General features: G+C 41.0%; 27 protein-coding genes. 14 read left to right on the forward strand and 13 right to left on the reverse strand.

All coding sequences use genetic code 11. The features are described 5' to 3' along the window. The first annotated feature begins 22 nt into the window (after positions 1-22). From RM368_RS07895 to RM368_RS07910, 4 genes are all read left to right on the forward strand, one after another. Positions 23-286 (forward strand): hypothetical protein, encoded by a 264-nt coding sequence (locus RM368_RS07895; protein ID WP_322693566.1) that lies wholly within the window; start codon positions 23-25, stop codon positions 284-286. Beyond that, positions 270-416, forward strand: a complete 147-nt coding sequence (locus tag RM368_RS07900; RefSeq protein WP_322693567.1) for a hypothetical protein — start codon at positions 270-272, stop codon at positions 414-416. Before RM368_RS07895 ends, RM368_RS07900 begins: the two co-directional genes overlap by 17 nt. Positions 417-677: 261 nt before the next feature. Continuing rightward, the gene (locus RM368_RS07905) at positions 678-905 is read left to right on the forward strand and encodes a type II toxin-antitoxin system HicB family antitoxin (protein ID WP_322693592.1); all 228 of its coding nucleotides are present in this window, start codon (positions 678-680) and stop codon (positions 903-905) included. Next, a complete protein-coding gene (locus RM368_RS07910) occupies positions 902-1,111 on the forward strand; it encodes a type II toxin-antitoxin system HicA family toxin (RefSeq protein ID WP_322693568.1) in 210 nt (69 codons plus the stop codon). Before RM368_RS07905 ends, RM368_RS07910 begins: the two co-directional genes overlap by 4 nt. A gap of 7 nt (positions 1,112-1,118) precedes the next feature. On the opposite strand, the gene RM368_RS07915 is transcribed toward RM368_RS07910, so the two are convergent. The 4 genes from RM368_RS07915 to RM368_RS07930 form a co-directional block, all read right to left on the reverse strand. Further along, on the reverse strand, positions 1,119-1,589 hold the full coding sequence (locus RM368_RS07915; RefSeq protein WP_322693569.1) for a DUF29 domain-containing protein: 471 nt from the start codon (positions 1,587-1,589) through the stop codon (positions 1,119-1,121). Positions 1,590-1,907: 318 nt separating this feature from the next. Further along, complete coding sequence (locus tag RM368_RS07920) at positions 1,908-2,339, reverse strand: NUDIX hydrolase (RefSeq protein WP_322693570.1); 432 nt, start codon at positions 2,337-2,339, stop codon at positions 1,908-1,910. Between the two features lie 8 nt (positions 2,340-2,347). Continuing rightward, positions 2,348-2,800 carry a DUF3531 family protein gene (locus tag RM368_RS07925; RefSeq protein WP_322693571.1) on the reverse strand — a complete coding sequence of 151 codons (453 nt, stop codon included), beginning with the start codon at positions 2,798-2,800 and terminating at the stop codon, positions 2,348-2,350. Between the two features lie 162 nt (positions 2,801-2,962). After that, positions 2,963-3,895, reverse strand: a complete 933-nt coding sequence (locus RM368_RS07930; protein ID WP_322693572.1) for a Sll0314/Alr1548 family TPR repeat-containing protein — start codon at positions 3,893-3,895, stop codon at positions 2,963-2,965. A gap of 307 nt (positions 3,896-4,202) precedes the next feature. Here RM368_RS07930 and RM368_RS07935 point away from each other — a divergent pair, with 307 nt between their 5' ends. Both RM368_RS07935 and rsmG read left to right on the forward strand, forming a co-directional pair. Beyond that, positions 4,203-4,877: an energy-coupling factor ABC transporter ATP-binding protein gene (locus RM368_RS07935; RefSeq protein WP_322693573.1), complete on the forward strand. Its 675-nt coding sequence runs from the start codon at positions 4,203-4,205 to the stop codon at positions 4,875-4,877. Between the two features lie 144 nt (positions 4,878-5,021). After that, positions 5,022-5,759: a 16S rRNA (guanine(527)-N(7))-methyltransferase RsmG gene (rsmG, locus tag RM368_RS07940; protein ID WP_322693574.1), complete on the forward strand. Its 738-nt coding sequence runs from the start codon at positions 5,022-5,024 to the stop codon at positions 5,757-5,759. A 111-nt stretch (positions 5,760-5,870) separates the two neighbouring features. On the opposite strand, the gene RM368_RS07945 is transcribed toward rsmG, so the two are convergent. The 6 genes from RM368_RS07945 to RM368_RS07970 all read right to left on the reverse strand — a co-directional run bounded on the left by RM368_RS07945 (position 5,871) and on the right by RM368_RS07970 (position 9,417). Further along, positions 5,871-6,650, reverse strand: a complete 780-nt coding sequence (locus RM368_RS07945) for a superoxide dismutase (RefSeq protein ID WP_322693575.1) — start codon at positions 6,648-6,650, stop codon at positions 5,871-5,873. 111 nt (positions 6,651-6,761) lie between these two features. Beyond that, entirely contained in the window at positions 6,762-7,865 is a 1,104-nt protein-coding gene (locus RM368_RS07950; RefSeq protein ID WP_322693576.1) for an ABC transporter ATP-binding protein, read from the reverse strand. Between the two features lie 51 nt (positions 7,866-7,916). Then, on the reverse strand, positions 7,917-8,162 hold the full coding sequence (locus tag RM368_RS07955; protein ID WP_322693577.1) for a hypothetical protein: 246 nt from the start codon (positions 8,160-8,162) through the stop codon (positions 7,917-7,919). A gap of 7 nt (positions 8,163-8,169) precedes the next feature. Then, on the reverse strand, positions 8,170-8,442 hold the full coding sequence (locus RM368_RS07960) for a BrnT family toxin (RefSeq protein WP_322693578.1): 273 nt from the start codon (positions 8,440-8,442) through the stop codon (positions 8,170-8,172). Between the two features lie 26 nt (positions 8,443-8,468). Continuing rightward, positions 8,469-8,663 (reverse strand): type II toxin-antitoxin system HicB family antitoxin, encoded by a 195-nt coding sequence (locus tag RM368_RS07965; RefSeq protein WP_322693579.1) that lies wholly within the window; start codon positions 8,661-8,663, stop codon positions 8,469-8,471. 25 nt (positions 8,664-8,688) lie between these two features. Then, positions 8,689-9,417 (reverse strand): GUN4 domain-containing protein, encoded by a 729-nt coding sequence (locus RM368_RS07970; protein ID WP_322693580.1) that lies wholly within the window; start codon positions 9,415-9,417, stop codon positions 8,689-8,691. Positions 9,418-9,691: 274 nt separating this feature from the next. Between RM368_RS07970 and RM368_RS07975 the strand changes: the two genes are divergently transcribed. Together RM368_RS07975 and RM368_RS07980 are read left to right on the forward strand one after the other, a co-directional pair. Further along, positions 9,692-11,113 carry an NADP-dependent isocitrate dehydrogenase gene (locus RM368_RS07975; RefSeq protein WP_322693581.1) on the forward strand — a complete coding sequence of 474 codons (1,422 nt, stop codon included), beginning with the start codon at positions 9,692-9,694 and terminating at the stop codon, positions 11,111-11,113. A gap of 341 nt (positions 11,114-11,454) precedes the next feature. Further along, positions 11,455-11,634: a hypothetical protein gene (locus tag RM368_RS07980; protein ID WP_322693582.1), complete on the forward strand. Its 180-nt coding sequence runs from the start codon at positions 11,455-11,457 to the stop codon at positions 11,632-11,634. A gap of 241 nt (positions 11,635-11,875) precedes the next feature. Here RM368_RS07980 and mtnA read toward each other — a convergent pair whose 3' ends face one another. Continuing rightward, positions 11,876-12,943: an S-methyl-5-thioribose-1-phosphate isomerase gene (gene mtnA / locus RM368_RS07985; RefSeq protein WP_322693583.1), complete on the reverse strand. Its 1,068-nt coding sequence runs from the start codon at positions 12,941-12,943 to the stop codon at positions 11,876-11,878. A gap of 347 nt (positions 12,944-13,290) precedes the next feature. Then, a complete protein-coding gene (locus tag RM368_RS07990) occupies positions 13,291-14,475 on the reverse strand; it encodes an NAD(P)H-quinone oxidoreductase subunit H (protein ID WP_194041009.1) in 1,185 nt (394 codons plus the stop codon). A 327-nt stretch (positions 14,476-14,802) separates the two neighbouring features. Here RM368_RS07990 and RM368_RS07995 point away from each other — a divergent pair, with 327 nt between their 5' ends. Both RM368_RS07995 and rsmH read left to right on the forward strand, forming a co-directional pair. Beyond that, positions 14,803-16,713 (forward strand): M48 family metallopeptidase, encoded by a 1,911-nt coding sequence (locus RM368_RS07995; RefSeq protein WP_322693584.1) that lies wholly within the window; start codon positions 14,803-14,805, stop codon positions 16,711-16,713. A 172-nt stretch (positions 16,714-16,885) separates the two neighbouring features. Beyond that, the gene (gene rsmH / locus RM368_RS08000; RefSeq protein ID WP_322693585.1) at positions 16,886-17,770 is read left to right on the forward strand and encodes a 16S rRNA (cytosine(1402)-N(4))-methyltransferase RsmH; all 885 of its coding nucleotides are present in this window, start codon (positions 16,886-16,888) and stop codon (positions 17,768-17,770) included. A gap of 3 nt (positions 17,771-17,773) precedes the next feature. Here the strand turns inward: rsmH and RM368_RS08005 are convergent, their stop codons facing one another. Then, the gene (locus RM368_RS08005) at positions 17,774-17,998 is read right to left on the reverse strand and encodes a DUF6887 family protein (RefSeq protein ID WP_322693586.1); all 225 of its coding nucleotides are present in this window, start codon (positions 17,996-17,998) and stop codon (positions 17,774-17,776) included. Positions 17,999-18,135: 137 nt separating this feature from the next. On the opposite strand from RM368_RS08005, the gene RM368_RS08010 reads away from it, so the two are divergent. The 4 genes from RM368_RS08010 to RM368_RS08025 all read left to right on the forward strand — a co-directional run bounded on the left by RM368_RS08010 (position 18,136) and on the right by RM368_RS08025 (position 20,094). Beyond that, positions 18,136-18,789, forward strand: a complete 654-nt coding sequence (locus RM368_RS08010) for a MotA/TolQ/ExbB proton channel family protein (RefSeq protein WP_322693587.1) — start codon at positions 18,136-18,138, stop codon at positions 18,787-18,789. Positions 18,790-18,936: 147 nt separating this feature from the next. Then, positions 18,937-19,143: a glycogen debranching protein gene (locus RM368_RS08015; protein WP_194046500.1), complete on the forward strand. Its 207-nt coding sequence runs from the start codon at positions 18,937-18,939 to the stop codon at positions 19,141-19,143. 41 nt (positions 19,144-19,184) lie between these two features. Continuing rightward, complete coding sequence (locus RM368_RS08020) at positions 19,185-19,391, forward strand: hypothetical protein (RefSeq protein WP_322693588.1); 207 nt, start codon at positions 19,185-19,187, stop codon at positions 19,389-19,391. Positions 19,392-19,548: 157 nt separating this feature from the next. Further along, positions 19,549-20,094 carry a methylmalonic aciduria and homocystinuria type D protein gene (locus tag RM368_RS08025; RefSeq protein ID WP_322693589.1) on the forward strand — a complete coding sequence of 182 codons (546 nt, stop codon included), beginning with the start codon at positions 19,549-19,551 and terminating at the stop codon, positions 20,092-20,094. Positions 20,095-20,550 lie beyond the last annotated feature (456 nt).

Consider the following 20,550-nt stretch of genomic DNA (forward strand, 5'->3'; position numbering starts at 1 on the left):
AATACCAACGCGACTTCAACTCATGATCAAAACTATCGAAGGCATTTATCAGGATGGGCAAATTCACCTTACCCAACTACCGCAAGATGTTAGCGATCGCTCCCAAGTCCTCGTTACCTTTCTAGATGCTGGCAAAATCGACCCCAGTAAATTACGCCAACTGATCGATCGGTTGGAGACAATTGCTGGTATTGGACAAGGTTTCGAGGAACTCAACGCTGGTCAAACTCGCCCCATTGGGGATTTTGTTCAAGAAATGCAGCAAAAGTATGGCATTTCAGGTTGAGATTACCCCAATCGCGGAAGCTCAGATTGAGCAAACTTATCGCTGGTATCGAGAGCGGAATCCGGAATTTGGCGATCGTTGGTTTCGAGGATTGATGAAGCTTTATAGGATATGGAGTTTAAACAGATAGATTAAAGTAGTAATAATGGTGAAATAAAAATTCCGTCTTTAGCTGTTAACTGTGGTTGATTATACACTTAATATTATGTCTATTAACGATAAGGTACATTTAATATCGTCGATACTATCTTCTTTAACCCTTTCAGACTTAGAATTGTTGAAAGAAGAAATCGATTCTCTTATTAGTACAAAAAATGCAGAAAAACTTAAAAAAGAAATAAATGAACTAACGTATAATGCTTCTATGGAATTTCTTAATTCTATTGCAGGTATGAATGGTTTGACTATAGATCCAAGTACTTTTAAAGCAATCATTCATCCAGCAGAAGAAGGCGGTTATTGGGCAGAGGTTCCCGCGCTTCCCGGTTGTATTACCGAAGGAGATACCATAGAAGAGGTAATGGCTAATTTAAAAGATGCTATTGAAGGTTGGCTTGAAGTTGCCAACAGTCGTAATGCAATTGAGTCAACAGATCGAGTTGTCGAAATTGCTATATGAAATCGATTTCTGGCAAGCAACTTTGTAAGATTGTGGAACAAAAAGGTTGGGTCTTGCAAAGAATTACTGGCAGTCATTATATTTATGAAAACCCCGAAGTACAAAAAATCCTGTCAATTCCTGTTCACCGCAATCAAGATTTGAAAGTTGGAACCTTGAAAGCCTTGATGAAAATAGCCCAACTATCTGAAGAAGATTTACTTTAATTTCAAATTACTGCTCTGATTCATCTAGTAACTTGCTTGGTTCACCAGGGTAGAAATCATAGTCCATAATCTCTACCAAACTATAAGGACACTCTACCGGAAAAGTACGCTTGGGCAAATCTGTTTCTCCAACAGCTAATTCTACACCTTTAAGGTAAGCTTTGCGAAGTGCTTCTTCAAGGTAGGGCTTTAAGCTAGGATTATCTTCGAGCAGTTCAGCAATATCTAAGCGTTGAATCCGAAGTGTTGCTAACCAGCTACGGCTACGATGCCCAGACTGGTACTGCCATTTTAGTAAATGTCCTATCAACACACTCTGACGGTTTCGTAATTCTTGACGTTGCTGTTTACCCAAAGATTGAATCTCCTCAATCAGATTTTGCAGATCAATCTGACTCCACTGCTGATTGCGAAGTAAAGTTACTTGTTCCTGTGTCCAAGCGTAAAAATCAGTTTCGTAGAGGCTTGGTGAAAGCATTGGTATCTTTGGGTTTGTTTCAGGTACACCCATTAGGTTAGTTCAACCTCAACGTCTTTGCTTTTATTGTAGAACTGTCTCAAACTCTCTTAGTGCTATTGAGAAAGATTGCTTGCTCGTACTCAAACCCTACTACTTCGGCTATGGAGCGATCGCACCCTAAAAACCCCAGTACAGTGCAAGCAGAGATAATTTATAATATGTGTTTAGCTGAGACTTCTGAACAAGAAGGCGTTAGTCTCAACCAGTATATTGTGTCTTTGCTGAGTTCGGTAACATAATTAACAGCAAAGCACTCTTAGTAAAGTTCCATGTTATTTATAAATATTCAAAAAATACTTCAGGTACTAATCTTAATTCTCCAGATTTCAAGCGAGAAATGTCTATCCATAAAGCTCTATGTTTATAATGTGGGGATTCAGAAAAAACTAAACTTTCCAGTTTATAAAATTTTGAATCAGCAAAGTCACACTGATAAAGCTGAATAATTTCATGACCTTGCCTACCATTAAATATAAACAGGTTCTCTATACAACCTAAATATTTAATATTCGTTAATTCTGCCTGAATTTCCTCTTGAAATTCCCGTTTTAAGGCGGCGTGGCTGGTTTCGCCAAAATCAACACCACCGCCTAAAGCTCGATAAAATGTTTCTTGTTTTACGGGGTCGTAGCCTTCAGAAAGAAATATGCGTTCGCCATTCCGAATTAACCCCAAGGCTATTACCCGAATTTCGCCAGCTTTATTCATTTTTATAACTAATTATCATAAATAGACTGAGGACGACTTTCGCTATCTTCAATAGGCCAATCTGGATTTTCACCACCGATGTACAATTCTTCAATGGTGACATATTCCTGACTTAGCTGGGTGAGAGCGTTGATTAAAATATCTAATGCGATCGCATCACTGGTTCCTAAGTCAAACCAACAACGCCCCCACTGACCCTCATATTCAAACTCACCCATGTTGTGCATCAGTGCTAGCAAGCTTTTGTCATACCCTTGTGCATCATAATTCATGTAGCTGATATCGAGTCCAGTGTCCTGCACCTGAAGATTCTCTGCATTAAACGCACCCAATTTACCTAGATAAAACCAGGAATTAAAGACTTCTTCTACATACTGCTTTTCACGCGCAGAAGGATTTGTGCTGAATTTCAGCCAAATCCACATATCAAAAGGATTAATTTCGCGGAACCGAATCTCCATTTTGGTCTATTATCTCAATTACTCTTCTGCAAATAAGCATATCAAAGTAGGGAATGGGGAATGGGGCATGGAGCATGGGACATAGGGAATAGAGAATAAAACTTAATCGCCAATGCCCAATGCCCAATGCCCAATGCCCAATGCCCAATGCCCAATGCCCAATTATCCAGGATTCTTAAGGCTAACAGCACTTCTGCGTTCGCGTTCAATTTGTTTGACTAAATCGCCTGGGAGTTGAGATTTTTTAGTCAATGCTTTGTCAAAATTAGCGATCGCTTCCTGGATCATCTGCTGACTTTTTTCTCTTTGCCCCAGTCGCTTCAGTATTTGGGCTTTAAGATAATAAATTTCTGGATTATCGGATGTCGTTTTGATTGCCCGGTTGACATACTCTAGCGCCTGTGGATACCGTTTTAAATCCCGGTAAGCAAGAGCAATACCCCGATCTACTAAATATTGAGGAGCAGCATTTTTTTCTAAGCGTCCAATTGCCTGATCTGGACTAGCAAAAGGCAAATTAACCGCTAACAATAAATCCATATAACCCTTGATTAAATTCAGTTCTGGATCGTTGGCAGAAATTGCTTCGGCTTTGTCTAAATATTCATAAACTTGCCGCAACCGACTAAAGACTTGCGGCACACCGTTGACTGTACCCTCACGAGTGATAATTGTTGCACCTTCTAAAAAATGACCAACAGCAGTGTATAAATTACCACGCAATGGATCGCTAGAAATCAGTTTTTGTCCAGTTTCTAGAGTTTTTTGGCTGTAAGTATCTAGTTTAGCCCAATCTTTATTTCCGTATGCTAAAGATGCGCTCATGGCATAAGCTAGAGGTTCATTTGGCTCTTTGGATAGTGCTTGTTCCAAATAACGCTGTGCTGCTGGATAGTTGCCCTGTTGGAAAATTGCTTTAAAAGCTGCTTCTGTTTGGTCGCCAATTTGATGAGGTTCGCGATCGCGAAACGGATCGCCAGCGAAGGAGGGATTTACCCACAGATTAAGTACGAAAGCAGCTGCAAAAGCAGTCTGAGCAAGGGTAATGAGTTGAGCAGACACTACTAATCGAGGCGAAAAAAACCTTTTAATCATTTTTACCCTCAGAATAATTGCGGTTGAAATAGTTGTATGTGTTACTTAGAATGCAAAAATGGTTAATTTCAACTTGCCTTTGCTTCAACCAAAATTTTTTTATATATTGGTAATCTTTCTATATTTCCAGGCTTGCTCTAGCCATTATTTCAGGCTTAGTCTGCCACAATGGAGAAAAAGTGGATAATTCTTGCTGCTAAATTAAGGTGTTAATCCAGGTAATACGCTGTAAATTTTTTCTAGAATTTTCCAGATACTCTCAGTGTAGCTAATCAGTAATTTGCTGACTTTTTGGTAATTTTAACAAATGCTTTATCTCCGAAATGTAAATTATCATCCCACAGCGTGCCCAACAGCGATTCTCAAATCGATCAATTTAGAATTAGCACCCCAGCAGCTAGGTCTGATTATTGGCCCGAGTGGTTCCGGTAAAAGTACCTTACTAGAAATTTTGTCGGGACTAGCCGAACCCACTACTGGCGCACTCTTCTGGCGGGAACAAGAACTTATAGCTGAACAGTTACAACAATTAGCCGGGTTAGTATTTCAGTTTCCAGAGCGGCACTTTTGCGGTGGTTCGATTTTAGAAGAATTGCGTTTAGGACATCCTGAGTTAGGGTCAGAAAGAGTCAGACAGGCGCTGAGTGAAGTCGGATTAGAGCATTTATCGCTTTCTGCTGCCCCTTATGCTTTGAGTGGTGGTCAGCAACGACGTTTAGCTTTGGCAGTGCAATTAATTCGCCAGCCAAATTTACTGTTATTGGATGAACCCACAGCTGGTTTAGATTGGTCAATGCGTCAGCAACTGGTAAATTTATTAGCGAAACTGAAACAAGATTGGACATTGTTAATTGTGACACACGATGCTGGGGATCTGTTAGCGATCGCAGACCGTTGCTGGACACTCAACCACGGCGAACTAGAATCAGTAGACCCAAAGACACTAGAATCCAAAGTTAAAGAACCTCTACCAACGGTGTGAGAGCAGGGGGAGCAGGGGGCAGGGGGCAGGGAGCAGGGGAGGCAGGGGAGGCAGGGGAGGCAGGGGAGGCAGGGGAGGCAGGGGGAGAATAACCAATGACAAATGACAAATGACAAATGACAAATGACAAATGACAAATGACAAATGACAAACCTATTGCCTGAGATGGCAGAAATCTGGCAGAAAACTTTCAATTGGCAACCAACTCTTCAACAACAAGCGCAATTTCAAAAGCTTTATGAGTTAATCCTAGAAGGTAATCGCCAACAAAATTTAACTCGGATCGTTGAACCTCAAGAGTTTTGGGAAAAACATCTCTGGGATTCTCTGCGAGGAATTGCACCTCTGTTATCATCAGCAAATTTCTCTCCTGCTTCCCCTACGATTGTCGATATTGGTACAGGTGCAGGTTTTCCAGGTGTTCCCGTAGCAATTACTGTACCTAATTGCCCAATTACTCTTCTCGATTCCACTCGGAAAAAAATTACTTTTCTCGACAATATATTAACTGAACTTGCCCTTACCAATGCCAAAACTCTTGTTGGTAGGGCTGAAGAAATCGGTCAGCACCTCCAACATCGACTAGCTTATGATATTGCATTGATCCGTGCTGTCGGGGCAGCCTCTGTCTGTGCAGAATATACCCTACCACTGCTCAAACAGGGAGGTTTAGCTATAATTTATCGCGGTAATTGGACAAAGGATGAAACAGCTGCTTTAAACAATGCTGTGAACCAGTTGGGTGGTGTTATTGAATCAATCGAACAATTTACAACACCTCTGAGTCACAGCATTCGGCACTGTGTTTATTTGCGTAAGGTAGCTACCACTCCAGCTAATTTTCCTCGTGCCGTAGGTGTACCGACTCAAAAGCCTCTTTGACTAATTCGTAATTATAAAGGGTAGACAGCTAACACCAATTGTAATTACGAATTATTTTGACACGAGCGGAAGATTAAGTTTTTATTTTTCTATCTCTTCTTGCCCCAATAGTTAAGCAAATTTACTTGCTGCTGCAAACCGCTTGTTAATTTCATCCCAATTAACTACGTTCCACCAAGCATCTAAATAATCAGCGCGGCGATTCTGGTAATTGAGATAATATGCATGTTCCCATACATCATTACCCAGGATGGGATATTTACCTGCACTTAAGGGAGTATCTTGGTTAGCTGTAGTTGTCACTTCCAACTTGCCACCTTTGTTACGTACTAGCCAAACCCAACCACTACCAAAACGACCAGCGCCAGCTTCATTAAACTGTTTTTTGAAAGCTGCAAAAGAGCCAAAATTTTGATTAATTGCGGAGGCGATATTTCCTGTTGGTTCTCCCCCACCTTTTGGCTTCATAATTTGCCAGAACATTGAGTGGTTCACATGACCACCGCCATTATTACGTACTGTTTTGCGAATATCTTGTGGTACACTGTCAAGTTTTTGCAACAGTTCTTCAACAGTTTTACCTTTGAGTTCTGGATGTTTTTCTAAGGCTGCATTCAGGTTTTTCACATAAGTTGCGTGATGTTTATCGTGGTGAAATTGCATCGTTTTGGTATCGATGTGTGGTTCCAGTGCTTCGTAGGCATAAGGTAAAGGTGGTAATTGGATAGCACCTGTTGTATTTGCTGTTATATTAGGTGTTGTATTTGCGGTTGTATTTGGTGTTGCAGCATTTCCATTAGGAGATTTCTCTGCCAATGCACAAGCGTCTAATGCAAAAGCACCTGTACTTGATGTCAGTAAAAACAAGAAATGGCGTCGATTAATAGTCATATAACTTTTTACAGCTAATCCATGAAGTCTCTATTGCAATTTTTATTTTCTTAGATTTTGGCTACAAAAAGTTAGAATTTAGCGATTATTTCTGGCTGTTTAAGGAACTCTTTATAAGATCCTGTCTCCAGTTTTGGGATCGAATACAAATAACTGATTTAAATCGATCTCTAGAGAAAGGCGATCGCCTGAACGAAAACGCATATCAGAGCCTACTTGAATATTCAGCATCACCGCCGAACCGGGTAAACCAGCACGAATCAAAGTTTCTCTTCCCAAAGGTTCTACAACTTTAACTTCAACCGATAATAATCCTGAGTTTTGAGTACTGTGTTCTGAGTCAGTATCAGTGTTTATTTTTATATACTCTGGACGAATCCCCAAATCATAACTATGTCCTTGATGCAACTGTAATTTTCCTTTCACAACTGCTGGGATTGCTAATAACTGTCCGCTCACATCGAAACCATTATTTTCATAGATTGCAGGCAAAATATTCATTGGCGGACTGCCTAAAAAAGTTGCCACCATCTGATTAGCAGGATTTGCATAAATAGTTTGAGGATCGCCAATTTGTTGAATCCGTCCGCGATTTAGCACCACAATTTGATCGGCCAAAGTCATGGCTTCAACTTGATCGTGAGTGACGTAAATAGTTGTAATCCCTAATTGTTGATGTAGTTGTTTCAATTCTGCCCTGGTATCATCGCGCAATTGGGCATCTAAATTAGATAAAGGTTCATCAAGTAAAAAGACTTGAGGTTCGCGAGCGATCGCTCTCCCTAATGCTACCCTTTGTTGCTGTCCCCCAGAAAGTTGTTTGGGTTTGCGATCCAGCAGGCGATCGAGAGAAAGCGATCGCGCCACATTCATCACGCGTTCTTCAATGATTTTTCGGTCAACTTTCCGCATTTGCAAGCCAAAGGCGATGTTTTGGGCCACACTCATGTGAGGATAGAGAGCGTAGTTTTGGAACACCATCGCCACATCCCGTTGTCTGGCTGGAATATTATTTACCAAGCGATCGCCAATATAGAGTTTGCCGGATGTAGCGGTTTCTAAACCGGCGATCGTTCGCAAAATTGTAGACTTACCACAACCCGATGGCCCCACTAAAACCCAAAACTCGCCATCAGGAATTTCAAAGGTAATATCCTCGATCGCAGTGACATTATTAAATCTACGCTTAATATCTTCTAGACGAACATTTGCCATTATCTGATTTTATATTTTCAGTTTCGGATCTGCGGCACTTCCAACTAAGCATTAGGAGTTTTTATCTGCCCCATCTGAGGAATTTTGAGACTGCTTTGTAAGTGCAGAAACTTGGTTGTCCTGCACAACTCTAATCAGAAATCTTAGAGCCTCATTCACGGCATCGGCATTGGGAAAAACCTCTGCAACATCAGGTTCTAAACGAATTGTTGTCTTACCAAAGCTCTTTCGTTCAGGGCCGAACTTTCTAACCCTTAGACTATTTAAGTCATACTCTGAACGCAGATCGTCTTCCATTTGTGACTTACCCTTCTTCATAAGCTTCTCGCTCGGATCGCGTTACTTCTCTTGCACTAATGAGACGAATTGAATTTCCTCTTTCCGTATACGATATGATTAGTAAGCGTCCCCGACTTGATTCTCCAATAATAAGGTAACGCTCCTCATCATCTGAGTGGTCTGGATCGTAGAAGTCAACATAGAGCGGATCGTTGAAAACAGTTTTGGCTTCTTCAAAGGAAACCTGATGTTTTAAAAGGTTTATTGCCGCTTTGTTTTCGTCCCACTCAAACTTCATGGAATTCAATCGCTCTTTTCTATACCTTAATTTGCAGGTACTCTTTCATTATTTTTTGTTTCTAAGCAAAGTTCAATTACTTCTTTCATATTAGCCATCAACTCATCAATTGTTTCTCCCTGACTGTAACAGGCTTTTAGTTGAGGAACTTCTCCAACATAGTAACCATCTTCATCCCGTTCAATGATCACGTAGAATTCTCGGTTGGTGGGATCGATCATAATCTGTTTGTCCGTAAGCTCAAAATCATTTTTCTGGATTCTTCAACCAAGCTGGGTGAGAGAGTAAAGAAGCAAATACTCGTACTCCCCGGAGTTGATTAGAGAGGGGTAAGTGACCTTTAGGCGCACTCAAATCCCAGGTAAACCCGTTAGGATATCGCGTCCAGTTATTACCTGCTTTCCAGCCAATTTTCGGCCAGAAATTTTCCCAATTTTTACCCAAACTTAACCAAATTTCTCGCTGCACTGAAAAGCCAAATTTACCTTCCGAGTGGATTAACCAGAGGTTGTTAATGGTTTGCAAGTCAACAGCCGAAATATTTTCTACTTCAGTAAAGTACAACCATTTTCGTTGTACAGCCGTTGGCCCTGACAGTTCGCACATTTTTTCGATGGTGAGGCGATCGGCTGCTTGGAAGTCTTGAGTAGCTAGTAACTGTTGCAAAGAATTGTAGTTAATCCCGCACTCTGATTTTAGAGGTACAATTCCTTCAGGAAAACAGGAGCGCAAAAATTCTTTGGCTTGAGGTGCATCAGAACTGTAAAGGACTTGGTAGGCTTTGCCATCAATCCAAGTAACTGGGTTCTCACGTCGTTTCAGTAAAAATTCCATCAACACGTCTAATCCCTCATTACCTAACTCAGCTAACTGTGGGATTATCTGCTGTTGGACTTTTTCAGACCCAGCCATTAACGGTTGTCGGAGGGAGTCGATGTCATTTGCAGGGCCTGATAAAATCATTGGGTCTGTCATGCCATTCTTGTGTTAACGGTCAGTGAAAGAGCGGTAAGCTATCGGGCATTCTTTAAAGTGAAGCACTGATAGCGAAAAGTAGTTTACTATTTTTGATCGTACAAAATTGCGATCGCTTCACTGAATCCCACAGTTAATCCCCAAATAATGTACAAGGGGAATAGGGGGAAAATCTGTGCCTTATGGTTTGGTGAACAAAAGACATAGCAAAATATACAAGCCTGCCACATAAGGTTTTTTGAATAGCAGCGTATCGATTAGGAGTGTGTGAACGATGTACGAAAAGATTACCCCCCCCGCAACCGGAGCAAAAATCACCTTCAAAAATGGTGAACCAATCGTACCGGACAATCCAATTATCCCCTTTATTCGTGGCGATGGTACAGGTATAGACATCTGGCCTGCTACCCAAAAAGTGCTAGATGCGGCGGTAGCCAAAGCATATAAGGGTCAGCGTCAAATTAGCTGGTTCAAGGTTTACGCTGGAGACGAAGCTTGCGATTTATACGGAACTTATCAGTATTTGCCTCAAGACACTTTGACGGCAATTGAAGAGTATGGTGTAGCTATTAAAGGGCCTTTGACTACTCCTGTTGGTGGAGGAATTCGTTCTTTAAATGTAGCGCTGCGGCAAATTTTTGACTTGTATGCCTGCGTGCGTCCTTGCCGTTACTATGCGGGTACGCCCTCACCCCACAAAAATCCCGAAAAGCTGGATGTCATTGTTTATCGGGAGAATACGGAAGATATTTATTTAGGTATTGAGTGGCGACAAGGTAGCGAAATCGGCGATCGCTTAATTAAAATTCTCAATGAAGAACTGATCCCCGCTACCCCAGAACATGGGAAAAAACGCATTCCTCTTGATTCTGGGATTGGCATCAAACCCATCAGCAAAACTGGTTCTCAGCGTCTAATCAGACGTGCCATCAAACACGCCTTGCTATTGCCCAAACACAAGCAACAAGTGACTTTGGTGCATAAGGGCAACATCATGAAGTACACCGAAGGCGCTTTCCGCGATTGGGGTTATGAACTAGCAACCAGCGAATTTCGCCAAGAAACTGTCACCGAACGGGAATCTTGGATTTTGAGTAACAAGGAAAAAAATCCGAATATTTCCTTGGAAGAAAACGCCCGCGAGATCGATCCTGGGTTTGATAGTCTCACTGATGAGAAAAAAGCGCAAATTGTCAAGGAAGTTGAAACTGTTCTTAACTCAATTTGGGCAACTCACGGCGATGGCAAATGGAAAGAGAAAGTTTTGGTGAATGACCGGATTGCTGACAGTATTTTTCAACAAATCCAAACCAGACCGGATGAATATTCGATTTTGGCGACGATGAACTTAAACGGCGATTACTTGTCTGATGCCGCCGCCGCCATTGTTGGTGGTTTGGGAATGGGGCCAGGGGCAAATATTGGTGATTCTAGTGCCATATTTGAAGCTACCCACGGCACTGCACCCAAACACGCCGGCTTAGATCGGATTAATCCTGGTTCAGTAATTTTATCTGGTGTGATGATGCTGGAATTTTTGGGTTGGCAAGAAGCCGCAGACCTAATTAAGAAAGGTTTAAGCGATGCGATCGCGAGTAGTCAAGTCACCTACGATTTAGCCCGGTTGCTAGAACCGCCTGTTGAACCCTTGAAATGTTCTGAATTTGCAGAGGCAATTATTCAACATTTTGGTTAATTATATTAGGTTTAATTAGTCACAAGCCGAATTACCCCACCCTAACCCTCCCCTTGTAAAGGGGAGGGAACTCGATCTCTTGTTTCCCCCCTTTGCAAGGGGGGATTAAGGGGGGTAATTTAACTTGTGCATACAACGCCAGCTTTTTTAAGGGTGGTTAGGGGAGATCGACAAATATTTAATACTCCTCAGACATCCTCTGATAAATTAACCATTTTAAAAAAGCGAAATGGCATTTTATTTGCAAAAAACACCAAAATCAAAAAGCAAACTGGGGTTTGAGTAAGTCAAATGGCATTTTGAGAAAGCAAAAGCTTCTTTTACTTGCGGAAAACACCAAAATGAGTAAGCAAAAGCTTCTTTTGAGTAAGTCAAAGCTTCTTTTGCTTGCGGAAAACACTAAAATGAGTAAGCAAAAGCTTCTTTTGAGTAAGTCAAAGCTTCTTTTACTTGCGGAAAACACCAAAATGAGTAAGCAAAAGCTTCTTTTGAGTAAGTCAAAGCTTCTTTTGAGAAAGTAATTGCGGATTTTGCTTATTGAATTTAGTCATAATACAAAGTTTAGATAAAATTATTGAAAAAATTACTGATAAATTTTGATCCGTTAGATTTTAAAGTAGTCACAAAACAAAGTCTCCGGCTTTTCTAAAAAGTCGGAGATTATTTTGGGGCAATCTCGTATATAGCGTTTCCGTTATTCGGATTTAAAGCAATAGGTAGAGTTATCGAAAACTTGGCGCAAGTTCTTTATTAATTCGGATTTCACGCAATCGGTACTTGCTTTACCTGTGATTTCGCCAATCGATCGGGTGCGATCGCTCCATTCTCTGTAATGATGGCTGTAATCAACTTAGCTGGGGTGACATCAAAAGCTGGGTTGTAAAAATCTACACCCGCAGGTGTGAGAATGGTATCGCCAATTTGATAGATTTCTGTTGGTTCGCGTTCTTCAATGGGAATTTGGCTGCCATCAGCTAATTCAAAATCAACGGTGGAAAGGGGTGCAGCGACAAAGAAGGGGATATTATGAGCTTTAGCTGCGATCGCTACACTGTATGTACCAATTTTATTAGCAGTGTCGCCATTAGCAGCAATGCGATCGGCACCCACAACTACAGCATGAATCAAACCCTGTTTCATGCAATGGGCTGCCATATTATCAGTAATTAATGTAACTGGAATACCTTCTTGCACGCATTCCCAAGTGGTGAGTTTTGCACCTTGCAAGCGGGGACGGGTTTCGTCGGCAAATAAACGCTCTAAACGTCCTTCTCTCCAGGCAGAACGTACAACACCCAAGGCTGTACCATAACCAGCAGTAGCTAATGCCCCAGCGTTGCAGTGAGTAAGTAACCTGAGCTTTTCTGGAGTATTGGGCAAGACTGCTAAACCATTGTTGCCAATCGCTTGACAGGTTTGCAAATCTTCAGCGTTGATTGCTTGGGCTGTTTGAAAAAGGGTTTGCTTAATTTCTTCTACTGTTCCCAGAGTTTCGTAGGCGGCTTTCAGCATCCGGCTTATTGCCCAAAATAAATTTACCGCCGTCGGACGAGTAGAACGCAACAACTGGGCTACTTTATCTAAGTGTTGCAAAAATTCGGTGCGATCGCTTGTTTTAATTTCCCTTGCACCAAGATACATTCCATAAGCCGCAGCTACACCAATTGCAGGCGCACCTCGCACAATCATCGTTTTAATCGCCCGCGCCATATCTTCACTGCGGTGAATTTCCACAAATGCATATTCATTGGGTAAGCGAGTTTGGTCAATTAGTGACACTGAGTCGTTGTGCCAAATAACGGGATAAACCTGGTTTTTGGAAGGTGTCATAGAAAAAGGTCGTTAGTAAAGGGTCAATATTTTTTACTTTAATGCACCCTAATGATTTCATTCTTAAACTGATTAAACATTCTGAGTATGGATTTAAAAGCTTTGAAAATTTTAGAGTCAGATGCTCTGATGAAATTGGTAAGCTAAACCATATCTAGTTTGCATAATCTGAAATTGTACATTTGTTGTAGCGTGGGCGTCTCGCGCGCCTAAGATATGCAAGTTAAATGTGGAACAGCTTATTTTATTTATTAGTCTGGTATAGTCAAATCCTAAAGAATTAAAAAAATAGAGCAGTTGCACTGTAAATACAACTGCTCTAAAAATTACTGAGATAGATATTTACTCTACCTATCCACAGACCCCATAATTACGTCAACACTACCAAGAATCACCACAATATCTGCAACCTTCATCCCGCGCAGTAAATGTGGAACAATTTGGAGATTGTTGAAATCTGCTGCACGAATCTTCCAACGTGCAGGGAAGACGTTATCATCGCCAACCAAATAAATTCCCAATTCACCTTTGCCACTTTCTACACGGGCGTAGATTTCACCCTTGGGCATTTTGAAAGTGGGGGAAACTTTTTTACCGATGAATTGGTAATCAAATGCGTCCCACTCGGATTTTTTACCTGCGGCTAAACGCTTGGCTTCCAGATTTTCGTAAGGGCCGCCAGGAAGTCCTTTAATTGCTTGGCGAATAATTTTTACAGATTCGCGCATTTCCCGCATCCGCACCACATAACGGGCAAAGCAATCACCGGCAGTTTCCCACTGCACATCCCAGTCGAAATCGTCGTAGCATTCGTAATGGTCAACTTTTCGTAAATCCCATTGCACGCCAGAAGCGCGTAACATTGGGCCAGAAAGTCCCCAGTTAATTGCTTCTTCTCGCGTGATAGTCCCGATACCCTCAACACGTCGCCGGAAGATGGGGTTATCGGTTACTAAACGTTCGTACTCATCAACTTTAGGTAATAAGTAGTCGCAGAATTCCAGACATTTATCTACCCAACCGTAAGGTAAATCAGCCGCTACTCCACCAACACGGAAGTAGTTATTATTCACCATCCGATAACCTGTGGCAGCTTCCCACAAATCATAAATCATCTCCCGTTCACGGAATTGGTAAAAGAAGGGAGTTTGAGCGCCTACGTCAGCGAGGAAGGGGCCAAACCATAGCAAGTGGTTAGCGATGCGGTTCAACTCCAGCATAATGACGCGGATGTAGCTAGCGCGTTTGGGAACAGCGACACCTGCAAGTTTTTCTGGGGCGTTAACAGTGACGGCTTCGTTGAACATTCCCGCCGCGTAATCCCAGCGACTGACGTAAGGAACGTACATTACATTAGTGCGGTTCTCGGCGATTTTTTCCATTCCTCGGTGCAAATAGCCGATGACTGGTTCACAGTCAACGACATCCTCGCCATCCAGAGTCATGATTAGCCGCAGAACCCCGTGCATCGAGGGGTGGTGTGGCCCCATGTTTAGCACCATTGGTTCAGTGCGGGTTTCTAGTCTGGTCATAGATTTCGTGTTCTCCCGTTGTGTTCGTGTAGCGTGCTGAAGGCAAATTTTAAATTGAACCGCTAAGATGCCAACCAGAATGTTTTAGTTTGTTGCACTTCTTCAACTATTATATGGAAGCTCGATATCCACTTAATTGAGGCATCGGATTTTTTTCACCTCATCGTGCTGGGACAAGAGGACAATGCCCAAACCCACTTGCCCTGAGCAAAGCCGTTCGCGTAGCGTCTCGCAGAGAAGGGATGCCCCACGACTTCTGAGTTTTTACGTAAGTCATAGAGATATTGTGTCAGCTATATTACAGTTTTATAGCGCTGATACATATTTATGACTTTCAATCAAGAGCGTTTTGATAAGCTAATTCAGAAGTTAGAAGTTTTTGCTAATAAACAACCGCGTCTTTATAAATTGCACGTTGCTTTTTTGGCTACTTTAGGGTATGCATATATATTTTTGGTTATAGCTGTAACATTAACTCTGCTGGTAGGTATTATCTTTTTGATGTTTGAGGCTCATTCAGTTAATGCCTCCTCTTTGAAAGGTGTTCTGTTTTTGTTGGCGTTTGCATTGGTGTTACTGCGATCGCTTTGGGTTTCTTTTCCCCCACCAACAGGTTTACCATTACAATCCAAAGATGTACCCAATCTCTATTCATTAATTAACGAAATCTCATCGAAGCTAAAAGCTCCACGGTTTCACCACATTCTGCTGACCAACGATTTTAATGCAGCAGTTGTCCAAATACCACGCTTAGGTTTGCTGGGATGGCAGCAAAATTACTTAATTGTGGGTCTACCACTCATGCTAGCACTGCCACCCGAACAATTTCGGGCTGTCTTAGCCCATGAACTAGGACATTTATCAGGAAATCACAGCCGTTTTAGTGGTTGGATTTATCGCCAACGTGAAACATGGTATCGCATTGTTAAGGGACTAGGACAAGGTGGAAATGAAGTATCATCGTTAATTTTTGAGCGTTTCTTGACATGGTACAGCCCGTTTTTTTATGCCTATTCTTTTGTATTGGCACGGATGGACGAATATGAAGCGGATAGATGTGCCGTTGAGCTAACGGGAGAAAAAAATGCTGCTGAAACATTGATAAATGTGGAAGTCAAAGCTAGATTTCTAGAAAGATATTTTTGGTCTAGCATCTATAAACAAGTTGAAACAGAAATCGAACCACCAAAAATGACTTATATGGCTATGCAACAGGCTTTAAGTCAGAGACTTCATCAAGAGATAACAAGTAGTTATTTAATGGAAGCCTTAGCCAAAAAAACTAATAATGCTGATACCCATCCTTGCCTCACAGATAGGCTAAAAGCCTTGGAATACATCTTCAATCCTCAGCAGGAATTAGCTATATTTGCACCAATTGAAATTAGTGCTGCTCAAAAATTGCTGGAAAATAGATTAGAAAAATTTATCGCACATTTTAGTCAAGCTTGGCGAGAAGAAATAGCAACACCTTGGCGACAAAAATATGCTGATTTTCAAAATTCAATAGCTACTTTAAAAGATTTAAATCAAAAAGCAAAAACACAACAGCTAACTTTAGATGAAGCTACTCAACGAGCCTTTTTAACATTTGAGTTTGATAGTGAAGAAGCGGTTATACCACTATTAGAAGAAATTATTCATCGCGATGCTCGCCACGCCTCAGCTAATTATTTACTAGGTCAAATCTTATTAAACCAACAGGATGTAACCGGAATAGAATACATTGAGAAAGCAATAGAGCAAGACTCAAGTATAGTCATAGAAGGTTGTCAGACAATCTGCTATTTTCTTCAACAACAAGGAAAAATTAAGGAAGCAAAATCTTATCAAGAACGTGCCGTAAATTATCATGAATTAATTTTGAAAGCACAGCAAGAACGTTCCAGTGTGAAAGAAAAGGATAAATTGGAATCTCATACTGTTTCAGATATAGATGTAAATAAGCTTCGTCAGCAGTTTTCTCATCACCCGGAGATAAAAACTGCTTACTTGGTGCAAAAAAATATGCAATTTTTTCCTGAAAAACCATTTTACGTTTTAGCTTTAAAGCGGGAAATTACCTTTTTAGAAGGTCTTGAGAAACCCGATTGCTCTAAACTTGTGAACAGCTTGTTACAGGAAAACGAATTTCTCGATAATGTATTCATTTTTATTTTAAATGACCATTTAAATATGGAGAAAAAATTAAAAGTGATACCAAATTCGATGATTTACCAGAAAAAAGGTAAAAAATAGCACCACAGATGTTTAAACCTCAACATCCAAGGCTGACGCTGAGTGTTGAGTTTATGATATTTTCTTTTGTGTCTTAGTGGTTTAAAAACTATTTTTTAGCTATAAACCCGCAAAGATACAAAGAAAAGAATACATAATTAAAGTTCATCTGTGGTTTTTTGCCCTAAGTCTCATGAATCGTCAGCTAGCTATTGAAGAACCGACATTTTCCCATCTACCAGTGTTACCGCAGGAAACGATCGCAGGTCTAGCGGTATCTCCAAGAGGTCATTATCTTGATACGACGGTAGGCGGTGGAGGTCACAGCCGTTTGATTTTAGCAGCTGCGCCAGATGTACAAGTAACGGCAATTGACCAAGATGAGGATGCTTTAGCAGCAGCGAGGAAAGAATTAGCTGAGTTTGGCGATCGCATACAATTTATTCATCGCAATTTTGCCGACTACGAATTTCCCCCCAAGACTTTCGATGGTATTCTCGCCGATTTGGGGGTAAGTTCTTACCATTTAGATCGTGCAGAACGAGGTTTCAGCTTCCGCCAAGCTGCGAATTTGGATATGCGAATGGATCGAGGGCGATCGCTAACTGCTGCTGATGTAATTAATAATTGGGATGAGGCAGAATTAGCTGATATTTTCTTTAAGTACGGTGAAGAAAGATTATCGCGGCGGATTGCGAGACGCATTGTAGAACGCCGACCGTTGCATACGACTACAGAATTAGCTGATGCGATCGCTTCTTCAGTTCCTCCAAAATACCGTTATGGGAGAATTCACCCTGCTACCCGTGTTTTTCAAGCTTTGCGAATTGTCGTCAACGACGAGTTAAAATCCTTAGAAACCTTTTTGGATAAAGCACCAAATGCCCTTGTCCCTGGCGGTAGAATTGCAATTATCAGTTTCCACAGTTTAGAAGACCGCCCAGTGAAACATGGTTTAAGAAATTCACCTTTATTAAAAGTCTTGACAAAAAAGCCAATTATTGCCCAAGAAGAGGAAATTAGTCAGAATCCGCGATCGCGATCGGCCAAACTGAGGATAGCAGAAAAACTGCTGTAAGCCTTAAACTACTCCATCTCGTGGTTCAGAACTGCTGCGAATACGCTCAATGAACTGAGGATAATTTTCTAAATCTTGTTCTGACTCTAACGGTGGCATTTCAATCCAATTACCTTCGATATGCAGCTTATCCACATAAGCATAGAAAGCTTCCCGATCTTCCCGATGAGCAAGAACGTAATCATGTAACTCTTTCTGGCTCATTGTATGAAAATTAGGCTTACTCATCCTATGTATCTCCATATAAGCTGCGATCGGCCAAACTAAGGATAGCCCAAAAGCTGCTGTGACTACAACGCAGCCTTAAAATACTCCATCTCAACGATCTGCTAATGTAGCGTTGTTGAAGAGTTAAAAAATAATAAATGGAAATTAGTAATCTGTTTGCAGCAGGTGGCGTGGTCATGTGGCCTCTGCTGGCATTCTCTTTGTTAGGAGTGGCGCTGATTATCGAACGTATCATCTTTTGGATAAAGATAAATAATCGGCAAAACAAGGTAGTGCGAGAAGTGCTACACCTTTATCGCCTTGATAATGTAGTTAGTGCTTTAGATAAATTGCACAAAAATACTGATTTACCCCTAGCTCGAATTTTTTTAGCAGCTTTAGAATTGCAAGAGCCAACACCAGACGAATTTCGTTTGGCATTAGAAAGTGAAGCACAAGCCGAAATCCCTTTACTCAAGCGCTCCCAAAATATTTTTGAGACAATTATTGGTCTTGCGCCTTTGTTAGGACTTCTCGGCACTGTATTGGGATTAATTAACTCTTTTGCTTCTCTGAATATCGGAGATGTGGGAGGTAGTAAAACAACAGGTGTGACAGCTGGAATTAGTGAAGCTTTAGTATCCACAGCATCAGGGTTGGTAGTGGCAATCTTTACACTATTATTTGCCAATACCTTCCGCGGACTCTACCAGCGCCAGATTGCTTGGATTCAAGAATATGGCGGACAGTTAGAATTACTCTACCGTCGTCGCTACGAAAGAAGAGATAAATCATATCCGCCAAATAAATGAAGCAAAACTGGGTAATTGTAAATTAGCAATCAGTAATTGGGGTTAGTTCACTATTTGTTACTGAATTTTGCTCTAAAACTTTTGACTCTAATAGTATTCTAAAATGACGAATAGCTTTGTTCGCTACAGTTATTGAGGAAATATTCTATGACTATTTGGGTAAATGAGCAAATCGATCCGTCTGGGATGATTCATGCCTGTATTGCCACTCGTAATGAATCTCAAGCCAAAGATTGCCATGATTCATTTCAAAATAATTTGACTGAGAGGCAAAAAGCAGCAGGTTGGGTGGCACGATTGCGGACAGTCGATTCTTGGGATGAAGTGCCGGTGAATTCTTTAAAACTCAATTAATTGAGTGTTATAGAAATTAGGCTGCATAGCTGAAGTATTTTTTGGCAGACATAATTACTTTTGTTATTTTCTGCTTACTTCAACCTGCTTTGCTTTTTTGGGATTTCGATCGAACATATTTCATCTACGTAGGCGTAGCCCGCACTTCGGCAAGCTCAGTGACCACCATAGACATAGCTTGTCTAACACACGCTGTATCTCTGCCAATATCTACAGCGATCGCAGCAAATTCCATGAGAACAGGTTAATAAAGGATAAAATTCGGATTAAATTTCTCAAATTATTATTAACTGCTTCCCAAAAAAGTAACATATTATAGAAAAATGATGATTTATCTTAACTTTTAAGAGGTATCATCTATACCGGAGATTAAATTAAAAAATTTGTATAAGCCGAATCAATTTAGTGAACTATCCCAAAGTTTACACTTCGGAGCAAGTCTGTCCTATTAATTTAGTTGGCGAAACAGGACAAGCGGTTCAAATTTCAATTCATGCTCCCAGCCAATATATCTGTGCCAACTGCGAACGGATATTACCAGATTGGAAACGGCAGCCATTTTTACGAGTAGTGATTGTATTACAACAATCGCGTTATCAATTAGTCGAAAAGACAGCAGAAGTAGAGTCAGAGAAAGAACGCTTACGAGAAAAGTTTATGAGATTTGGCTGTGATTTAGCATTTAATCTGCGCGATCGCGGCTATTTAACCGATCTGATTGACCCTCGTACAGGCTATCCTTTACTCTCCCATCCCGGAGCAATTCCTCACGACGACACAGCAGTTGTCAAAGCTTTGCTAAACTATCCGGTAATCAAAAATCAATGCCGTGTGTTAGTTCATCCCGATTGGGGTGCAGCAGTTTATCCTAGTATTTTGATATCAGAAGCTCCCCCAATTGCTATTGAATGGGTTACAAAAGGCGTAGCATCCATGCATGGGTGGAAATAAATTAATTATTAGTCATTGATCATTGGTCATTGGTCATTGGTCATTGGTCATTTGTCATTGGTCATTGGTCATTGGGTATGTAAAGACGTATATCAGCACTTGTGTCTCCAAAGAAGTTTTTCTAAGAAGCTAGGATAGTTGAAGCGATAGTGCGGCTTGTTACTTCTCTTTCATGAGTAGATGCTAAGATGCTACAAAATCAAACTGGGGATAATGGCTTTTGGTTCCTGTTTGGGTAACATCTCAGGTTGATCGGCAGGTATTTTAAATTGATGATAATTTTACCCAACTACTGTCAGACTAAACTTTTAGCCTGTAGCGAAGAGAATACTACTTTAGCAACATCTGCGGGAATTATATAACTATAACTATCGGGAAAATCCTTTTCCCAACTTTCTGCATATATAGGACTAGTATTTGATTTCTGAAAAAACTCCGTACATCTGGAGAGATAGA

The organism is Nostoc sp. DedSLP03 (assembly GCF_034530815.1).
In the GTDB taxonomy this organism is placed as follows: Bacteria; Cyanobacteriota; Cyanobacteriia; order Cyanobacteriales; family Nostocaceae; genus Nostoc.

Bases quoted from the DNA above. Each gene is read 5' to 3' on its own strand.
- RM368_RS07895 (WP_322693566.1), top strand. From the start codon at position 23: ATGATCAAAACTATCGAAGGCATTTATCAGGATGGGCAAATTCACCTT.
- RM368_RS07900 (WP_322693567.1), top strand. From the start codon at position 270: ATGGCATTTCAGGTTGAGATTACCCCAATCGCGGAAGCTCAGATTGAG.
- RM368_RS07905 (WP_322693592.1), top strand. From the start codon at position 678: ATGAATGGTTTGACTATAGATCCAAGTACTTTTAAAGCAATCATTCAT.
- RM368_RS07910 (WP_322693568.1), top strand. From the start codon at position 902: ATGAAATCGATTTCTGGCAAGCAACTTTGTAAGATTGTGGAACAAAAA.
- RM368_RS07915 (WP_322693569.1), bottom strand. From the start codon at position 1,589: ATGCTTTCACCAAGCCTCTACGAAACTGATTTTTACGCTTGGACACAG.
- RM368_RS07920 (WP_322693570.1), bottom strand. From the start codon at position 2,339: ATGAATAAAGCTGGCGAAATTCGGGTAATAGCCTTGGGGTTAATTCGG.
- RM368_RS07925 (WP_322693571.1), bottom strand. From the start codon at position 2,800: ATGGAGATTCGGTTCCGCGAAATTAATCCTTTTGATATGTGGATTTGG.
- RM368_RS07930 (WP_322693572.1), bottom strand. From the start codon at position 3,895: ATGATTAAAAGGTTTTTTTCGCCTCGATTAGTAGTGTCTGCTCAACTC.
- RM368_RS07935 (WP_322693573.1), top strand. From the start codon at position 4,203: ATGCTTTATCTCCGAAATGTAAATTATCATCCCACAGCGTGCCCAACA.
- rsmG (WP_322693574.1), top strand. From the start codon at position 5,022: ATGACAAACCTATTGCCTGAGATGGCAGAAATCTGGCAGAAAACTTTC.
- RM368_RS07945 (WP_322693575.1), bottom strand. From the start codon at position 6,650: ATGACTATTAATCGACGCCATTTCTTGTTTTTACTGACATCAAGTACA.
- RM368_RS07950 (WP_322693576.1), bottom strand. From the start codon at position 7,865: ATGGCAAATGTTCGTCTAGAAGATATTAAGCGTAGATTTAATAATGTC.
- RM368_RS07955 (WP_322693577.1), bottom strand. From the start codon at position 8,162: ATGGAAGACGATCTGCGTTCAGAGTATGACTTAAATAGTCTAAGGGTT.
- RM368_RS07960 (WP_322693578.1), bottom strand. From the start codon at position 8,442: ATGAAGTTTGAGTGGGACGAAAACAAAGCGGCAATAAACCTTTTAAAA.
- RM368_RS07965 (WP_322693579.1), bottom strand. From the start codon at position 8,663: ATGATCGATCCCACCAACCGAGAATTCTACGTGATCATTGAACGGGAT.
- RM368_RS07970 (WP_322693580.1), bottom strand. From the start codon at position 9,417: ATGACAGACCCAATGATTTTATCAGGCCCTGCAAATGACATCGACTCC.
- RM368_RS07975 (WP_322693581.1), top strand. From the start codon at position 9,692: ATGTACGAAAAGATTACCCCCCCCGCAACCGGAGCAAAAATCACCTTC.
- RM368_RS07980 (WP_322693582.1), top strand. From the start codon at position 11,455: ATGAGTAAGCAAAAGCTTCTTTTGAGTAAGTCAAAGCTTCTTTTGCTT.
- mtnA (WP_322693583.1), bottom strand. From the start codon at position 12,943: ATGACACCTTCCAAAAACCAGGTTTATCCCGTTATTTGGCACAACGAC.
- RM368_RS07990 (WP_194041009.1), bottom strand. From the start codon at position 14,475: ATGACCAGACTAGAAACCCGCACTGAACCAATGGTGCTAAACATGGGG.
- RM368_RS07995 (WP_322693584.1), top strand. From the start codon at position 14,803: ATGACTTTCAATCAAGAGCGTTTTGATAAGCTAATTCAGAAGTTAGAA.
- rsmH (WP_322693585.1), top strand. From the start codon at position 16,886: ATGAATCGTCAGCTAGCTATTGAAGAACCGACATTTTCCCATCTACCA.
- RM368_RS08005 (WP_322693586.1), bottom strand. From the start codon at position 17,998: ATGAGTAAGCCTAATTTTCATACAATGAGCCAGAAAGAGTTACATGAT.
- RM368_RS08010 (WP_322693587.1), top strand. From the start codon at position 18,136: ATGGAAATTAGTAATCTGTTTGCAGCAGGTGGCGTGGTCATGTGGCCT.
- RM368_RS08015 (WP_194046500.1), top strand. From the start codon at position 18,937: ATGACTATTTGGGTAAATGAGCAAATCGATCCGTCTGGGATGATTCAT.